At 51.0% G+C, this 6,641-nt stretch carries 6 protein-coding genes; 2 read left to right on the top strand and 4 right to left on the bottom strand.

What is annotated here, in order from left to right:
* The 3 genes from AADEFJLK_RS24570 to AADEFJLK_RS26105 form a co-directional block, all read right to left on the bottom strand.
* Window positions 1-1,954: calcium-binding protein (locus AADEFJLK_RS24570; RefSeq protein WP_282957363.1), on the bottom strand; the 1,954-nt coding region annotated here is incomplete at its 3' end.
* Between the two features lie 360 nt (window positions 1,955-2,314).
* Window positions 2,315-3,460 carry a calcium-binding protein gene (locus tag AADEFJLK_RS13765; protein ID WP_103974671.1) on the bottom strand — a complete coding sequence of 382 codons (1,146 nt, stop codon included), beginning with the start codon at window positions 3,458-3,460 and terminating at the stop codon, window positions 2,315-2,317.
* Between the two features lie 382 nt (window positions 3,461-3,842).
* Complete coding sequence (locus tag AADEFJLK_RS26105) at window positions 3,843-4,019, bottom strand: hypothetical protein (protein ID WP_211299219.1); 177 nt, start codon at window positions 4,017-4,019, stop codon at window positions 3,843-3,845.
* A 979-nt stretch (window positions 4,020-4,998) separates the two neighbouring features.
* On the opposite strand from AADEFJLK_RS26105, the gene AADEFJLK_RS13755 reads away from it, so the two are divergent.
* The gene (locus tag AADEFJLK_RS13755) at window positions 4,999-5,469 is read left to right on the top strand and encodes a hypothetical protein (RefSeq protein WP_103974669.1); all 471 of its coding nucleotides are present in this window, start codon (window positions 4,999-5,001) and stop codon (window positions 5,467-5,469) included.
* A gap of 362 nt (window positions 5,470-5,831) precedes the next feature.
* Here the strand turns inward: AADEFJLK_RS13755 and AADEFJLK_RS13750 are convergent, their stop codons facing one another.
* Window positions 5,832-6,218, bottom strand: a complete 387-nt coding sequence (locus AADEFJLK_RS13750; protein WP_103974668.1) for a helix-turn-helix domain-containing protein — start codon at window positions 6,216-6,218, stop codon at window positions 5,832-5,834.
* Between the two features lie 123 nt (window positions 6,219-6,341).
* Here AADEFJLK_RS13750 and AADEFJLK_RS13745 point away from each other — a divergent pair, with 123 nt between their 5' ends.
* The gene (locus AADEFJLK_RS13745) at window positions 6,342-6,569 is read left to right on the top strand and encodes a hypothetical protein (protein ID WP_103974667.1); all 228 of its coding nucleotides are present in this window, start codon (window positions 6,342-6,344) and stop codon (window positions 6,567-6,569) included.
* Window positions 6,570-6,641 lie beyond the last annotated feature (72 nt).

The raw sequence follows: 6,641 nt of genomic DNA, 5'->3' as shown, positions 1-6,641 counted from the left end.
TGCTTAAGGTATCGATACCCGCGCCGCCGGTGTTTTGCGCCGTGGTCAGGTTCAGGTTGACGGTCACGCCTGCGGTGGCGGTGTAGTAGTGGGCGATGTCAAAGCCGTTGCCGCCGTTGAGGCTGTCGTTGCCCGCCCCGCCCATCAGGCTGTCATTGCCGTCACCACCGCTGAGGGTGTCATTGCCCGTCCAACCATTGAGGCTGTTGGCATCGGCGTTGCCGGTCAGGATGTTGTCCAGGCTGTTGCCGGTGGCGGACAACGCACCTGCCAGTAAGGTCAGGTTTTCCACAGAGCCCCATGTGCCTGACGAGCCGGACAAGTTAAAATCCACCGAACTGTAGACGGTGTCGGTACCCTGATTGGCTTTTTCGGTGACGGCATCGCCGGTACTGTCAACCCAGTAGCTATCATTGCCGCTACCGCCAAACATTAGGTCATTGCCGGTGCCGCCATCGAGGGTGTCGTTGCCGCCATAGCCCCACAGCATGTCATTGCCCGCCAAGCCATTGAGGGTGTCGTTGCTGTCGTCATAGCCATACAGGAGGTCGTTGCCGCCGCTGCCGGAGAGGCTGAGGTGCGCCTTGATGTCCGCCCAGCCCCACACCGTGCCATCGCTGAACTGGAATTGCTCGATGCGATTGTCCGTTAAAGCGAAGTAACCCTGCACGGACAGTTGGCTACTGCCGTATTTCAGCAATAAATTGTTGCCACCGGAAGCTATACGGTTGACTAGGATGTCGGTGGCGGGCATATCGGTGAACTTGACCACATCGGCGCCGCCTGTATCATAAAGCAGGTCCGCATCGTCATTGTGGGCGATCAAGTAAGTGTCATTGCCCAAACCGCCATTGAGATGGTCGTAGCCAGTGCCGCCATTGAGATGGTCGTAGCCGCCATAGCCCCACAGCGTGTCATTGCCCGCCAAGCCGTTGAGGGTGTCGTCGCTGTCATCGTAACCGAACAGGATGTCATTGCGGCTGGCGCCGATCAGGCTGATGTGCGCCTTGATGTCCGCCCAGCCCCATACTGTGCCGTCGCTGAACTGGAACTGCCCGATGCGGTTGTCAGCTGAGGCAAAGTAATTGTGGACGGCCAGTTGGCTGCTGCCGTATGTCAGCAGCAAATCGCTGCCGCTGTTATAGAAACCGACGCGGCTGACTTGGCTGATGTCACTGGCAAGCATATCGGTGAACTTAACCATATTGGTGCCGCCACTGTCAGTCAGCGTGTCTGCCCCATCGTTTTTTGCGATCAGGTAGGTGTCGTTGCCCGCGCCGCCCTCCAGGGTATCGTTGCCGGTGCCGCCATTGAGGGTGTCGTTGCCGCCATAACCGATTAGCCAGTCATTGCCCGCCAGGCCGTTGAGGGTGTCGTTGCTGTCGTCATAGCCGTATAAGAAGATGTCATCGCCACTGGTGCCGGTCAGGCTGATGTGCGCCTTGATGTCCGCCCAGCCCCACACCGTACCGTCGCTGAACTGGAACTGCTCGATACGGTTATCAGGTGAGGTAATGTAATTGTAGACGGTCAATTGGCCGCCGCTATAGGTCAATAACAACGTGCTGCCGTCGTTGTAGCCACCGTAAAAACCAATCCGGCTTGCACTGATGTCGGTAGCGAGCTGGTTGGTGAACTTAACCGTATCGGTGCCGCCACTGTCAATCAACTTGTCCGCCCCGTCGTTTTTGGCGATCAGGTAGGTGTCGTTGCCTGAGCCGCCTTCCAGGTGATCATTACCCGCACTGCCATTGAGGGTGTCATTGCTGTCGTCATAGCCATACAGGTAGTCATCGCCGCTGGTGCCGGTCAGGCTGACGTGCGCCTTGATGTCCGCCCAACCCCATACTGTGCCATCGCTGAACTGGAATTGTTCTATGCTGTAATCCGTTTTATTATAAGGGTTAAAATAATATTTGACCGTCAGTTGGCTACTGCCGTATATCAGCAGCAAATCGTCGCCGTTGTTATCGAAACCGACACGCCTGACTTGGCTGATGTCACCCGCGAGCATATTGGTAAACTTAACCGTATCGGCACCGCCACTGTCGGTCAACATGTCCACCCCGTCATTTTTGGCGATCAGATAGGTATCGTTGCCCCTGCCGCTGAGCATATCGTCATTGCCGGTGCCGCCATCGAAGGTATTGTTGCCGCTAAAGTCCACCAGCGAGTCGTTGCCCGCCAAGCCATTGAGGGTGTCGTTGCTGTCGTCATAGCCGTACAGGGAGTCATCGCCGCTGGTGCCGGTCAGGCTGAGGTGCGCCTTGATGTCCGCTCAGCCCCACACTGTGCCGTCGCTGAACTGGAACTGCTAGATGAGGTCGGATGAATAAAAATAACTTTGGACAGTCAGTTGGCTAGTGCCGTATTGCAGCAATAAATCGTTGCCGTCGTTGACCCGGCTGACTTTGCTGAGGTCACTGGCGAGCATAGTGGTGAATTTGACCGTATCGGTGCCGCCAAAGTCCACCAGAGTGTCCGCCCCGTCGTTTTTGGCGATCAGGTAGGTGTCGTTGCCTAGGCCGCCCACTAGGGTGTCATTGCCGATGCCGCCATTGAGGGTGTCATCGCCGCCAAAGCCATTGAGGGTGTCGCTGCCCGCGAAGCCATTGATGGTGTCATTGCTGTTGTCATAGCCGTATAAGAAGAAGTCATCGTCACTTGTCCCTTGCAATACTTTTAGGCTGATCTCCGCCCAACCCCAAACGGTGCCGTCGCTGAACTGGATCTGTTCGATGCGGCTATTGGCTGAATAAAAGTAATTTTGGACAGTCAGTTGGCTAGTGTCGTATTTCACTAATAAATCATAGCCGTTATTGATCCGGCTGACTTGGCTGATATCACTGGCGAGCAGGTAGGTGTCGTTGCCTAAACCGCCCCGCATATAGTCGTCGCCGGTGCCACCATTAAGGGTGTCGTTGCCGCCATTGCCAGAGAGGTTATCGTTGCCCAGTAGGCCGTTCAGGATGTCATCGCTGTTGTCATAGCCGTATAAGTTGTCATTGCCACTTGTCCCTTGCAATGCTTTTAGGCTGATGTCCGCCCAATTCCAAACGGTGCCGTCGCTGAACTGGAACTGTTCGATGCGATAATTTGGGGAATTTAAAAAGTTAAAACTACCTGGGATGGTCAATTGGCCGCCGCTGTATTTCAGCAACAAATCGCCGCCGCCGTTCACGCGGCTGACACTGCTGATATCGCTGGCGAGCATATCGGTGAATGTGACCGTATCGCTGCCGCCTTCCTCGTAAAGGGTGTCCTTACCATTGTTCTTGGCGATCAGGTAGGTGTCGTTACCTAGGCCACCGTACAGATAATCGTCGCCGGTGCCGCCATTGATGATGTCGTTGCCGTCATAGCCAAACAGGACATCGTTACCGCCATTGCCGTTAATGACATCAGCACTTGATGTACCCGTGTAAGTGTTATTGTCATTATCGCCATTGTAAGTTGCCATTGTTTATCGCCTTGGGTTGTATATGTGGGGGTTGTCGGAAAAATTTTATACTTAGAAAAAGAGAATAGCTAGGTACTTATTCACAAAACAAAAAATTTAATGTTTTAAGGGAAGCGGGAGGTGGCGGTATAGTAAATGGGCGATGTCAAAACCGTTGCCGCCATTGAGCGTGTGATCGCCCGCATCGCTCATCAGGCCGTCGTTGCCGTCTCCGCCGCTGAGGATATCGCCGCCACCGCAGCCCCATAAACTATCGTTGGCGGCGTTACCGGTGAGGGTGGCTTGGGCGGAATGGGAAAACTTTGAACCCCAGCATTGGCCCGGTGATCTTTTTGATTAACCGGTGATCCTGTTCCGTCAGGTTTTTGAGGTATTTGACTTGTTAAATGTCGACCATCAGGCAAAGCAGGCCTGCCAGCTTCAACTGGACGTTGATATTTTCCAATCCGGCCAAGTTGGCACCGCTTTTGTCCATGACTACTTTTTCGAGCAGGCCATTGTCATCAATGGCTTGCTTGCAGAAGGCGGTGGCCGCCGCTTCGTCACGGCATTCGTTCATTAAGCTAAAAGTGTAAATAACCGATGCCCTACAAAACAGGCAGATAGGGACGCCCATTTACACTTTTACTTTAAAGCATTTAAATTAAAAGCGTAAAAAAAACGCGGGTTGAAATGACGGCTTAAGAAATGTGCTTAAAGGCCCACCCCGCGTGCGCCGCCAACCTGCCGCCGTCCGTGTGGCGGCGGGCATGGCGGCCCCGCATCCGTCGTGTTTACAAGACCAGTTTAATTCCGGCCGCACTTTTAGTTTAACGGACGCGGCCGTTCATTAAACTAAAAGTGTAAATAACCGATGTCTTACAAAACAGGCGGATAGGGCCGCCCATTTACACTTTTACTTTAAAGCATTTAAATTAAAAGCGTAAAAAAAACGCGGGTTGAAATGACGGCTTAAGAAATGTGCTTAAAGGCCCGCCCCGCGTGCGCCGCCAACCTGCCGCCGTCCGTGTGGCGGCGGGCATGGCGGCCCCGCATCCGCCGTGTTTACAAGACCAGTTTAATTCCGGCCGCACTTTTAGTTTAACGGACGCGGCCGTTCATTAAACTAAAAGTGTAAATAACCGATGTCTTACAAAACAGGCGGATAGGGCCGCCCATTTACACTTTTACTTTAAAGCATTTAAATTAAAAGCGTAAAAAAACGCGGGTTGAAATGACGGCTTAAAAAATGTGCTTAAAGGCCCGCCCCGCGTCCGCCGCATTTACAAGACTGGTTTAATTCCGATGACACTTTTAGTTTAACGGAAGCGGCCGGAACGGCACAGGAAGCCCGACGGCTTCGGGTTAAGATTATGGTGATTATCTATACCGGCATTCCCTATTAAAGGTTTTTAAAACGAATAAAGTGAAAAAATTATTCACTTAATCGCCGGGTAGCAGGCATTTTGTGGTGGGAAGGGGAGGGGACAATACTGTTGACTTAAGCAATGGAGCTATGATATCTATTTGATATTTAATAACAATAAGATAAGCCATAAATGGATAAAAAAACATCCCCATCACTTGTCAGCTTTTACACCCAACTTATCAGCCTGTTACCCGCATTTTGCCAAACGGTCGAAAAGAGCAAGCCCGGACATTTCACCAAAAACCGCAAGTTGCCCTTGCCCCGGCTCATCGTCACGCTGCTGCATTTGGCGGCCACGGGTTCGCGGTCTGACGGTGTGGACATCAAGCTGGGCGAGTTTTTCAACCTGTCACGGCGCGGCGGGCTTTGGCCCGATGCGCAAACCCCGCACCGCAGTGCGCTGACCAAAGCCCGCAGCAAGCTTAGCTGGCAATCGTTCGCGGCGTTGTTGCGCCAAGCCGTCGGATTGGCCTATGACGTTTTCCCGCAACGCGACGAATATACATGGCACGGCTTGTCGGTCTTTGCCTTCGACGGCTCAAAATATACCCTACCGGCAACGCAGGCGCTCCGTGAGGCGTTCGACCCGGACAGCGGGTGATTGCTGAGAGTATTCTTTACGGGTATTTTGCCATTGTTGCGCTAATTCTTTCACGTTTTTATGGGATTTTGTGGGTATTTACGGAATTTATCGGTTTATTTTCATTAACTTATAAATTCTATAAATAGCCATTCCTAAATAGCCATACACCGGCATATTTGCGCATGACTTGAGCGCAAAGCCGATTCGTATTTTTGACAGCATCGCAAGTATAAGCCAAGAGCTAGAGGATCGGTAAGATAGTATCGCCTAGCTACTATACTTTTGTTTTTGTATTGGGGCGGTTATCATGCAAATTTTCAAAAATAAATACCTCCTGCTAATTATTTGCTTATGTGACTTGCCTGTCAACCACCGCCCCTTCAACCTACCTTTTTTTGTAACTGGCTAACTGTTTCAGCTAGTTCGTTCAGTCGTTTTTCTTTTTGTATAGCTGATAAAATCTCTTGTTGCTGTTCTTTGTTTAAGTCTCCGTACAATTGCACAATCACTTGCGCCTGATGCTCCGATATCGGAGTTAGCGGCTGTTTAATTCTGTACATATCCCCCTTTCCCGTCAAAAGCCAGTCTGTATTTACATCATCAAAGCTGTTCGCAATTCCGACAATAATGTCTGTAGATGGCTTTGTTTTTCCGCTTTCAACCTCCGAAAGCGTACTTCTTGAAACCCCTATTAATTCAGCAAATTCATTTTGCTTCAAAGACTTGTATTTTCTTACTTTTAGAATTCTTTCGTTTAATGTTGTCATTCCGAATTTTCCTGTTGATTTGTTCGTAGTTACGAATTAATATGGCTCCAAGCTAGTCTAAAAAATAGACTAGCCGGACAAACAATAGCGAAAACTAGCCAACAAATCAAAGCCGAGGATTTTATGAACATAGAAACCGCTCAATCCACCCTTCTTGTACCGCCAAAAAACCCAGTGACCTCGCGTGAAAAAGGAAAAATTGAAGCCCGCACAGCACAAGAAGACGCATCTATCAGTCATGTCATGAAAAAAGACGCTCTCTTTAACGCCCTCAGGGAGGCGGTAGAGTTGGACATCCCCAAGCAAGACACCGTTAAGTGGCCCCCATTGTCCAGACAATATTTAGCCTAGTTTAAGATAGTGTCATTGCCATTGCAGCGGATTGGCGCTGCCCCGTTTCTCCGTTTGAAGCATTTCGTTTAT

Origin of the sequence: Methylovulum psychrotolerans, assembly GCF_002923755.1 — a bacterium.
Taxonomy (GTDB): Bacteria; Pseudomonadota; Gammaproteobacteria; order Methylococcales; family Methylomonadaceae; genus Methylovulum; species Methylovulum psychrotolerans.
Note: the sequence above shows the minus strand (reverse complement) of the source record. Positions and strands in the feature narration are given on the sequence as shown.

Coding starts and splice junctions, on each gene's coding strand:
- AADEFJLK_RS13765 (WP_103974671.1), bottom strand. CDS start 3,460: ATGGCAACTTACAATGGCGATAATGACAATAACACTTACACGGGTACA.
- AADEFJLK_RS26105 (WP_211299219.1), bottom strand. CDS start 4,019: ATGAACGAATGCCGTGACGAAGCGGCGGCCACCGCCTTCTGCAAGCAA.
- AADEFJLK_RS13755 (WP_103974669.1), top strand. CDS start 4,999: ATGGATAAAAAAACATCCCCATCACTTGTCAGCTTTTACACCCAACTT.
- AADEFJLK_RS13750 (WP_103974668.1), bottom strand. CDS start 6,218: ATGACAACATTAAACGAAAGAATTCTAAAAGTAAGAAAATACAAGTCT.
- AADEFJLK_RS13745 (WP_103974667.1), top strand. CDS start 6,342: ATGAACATAGAAACCGCTCAATCCACCCTTCTTGTACCGCCAAAAAAC.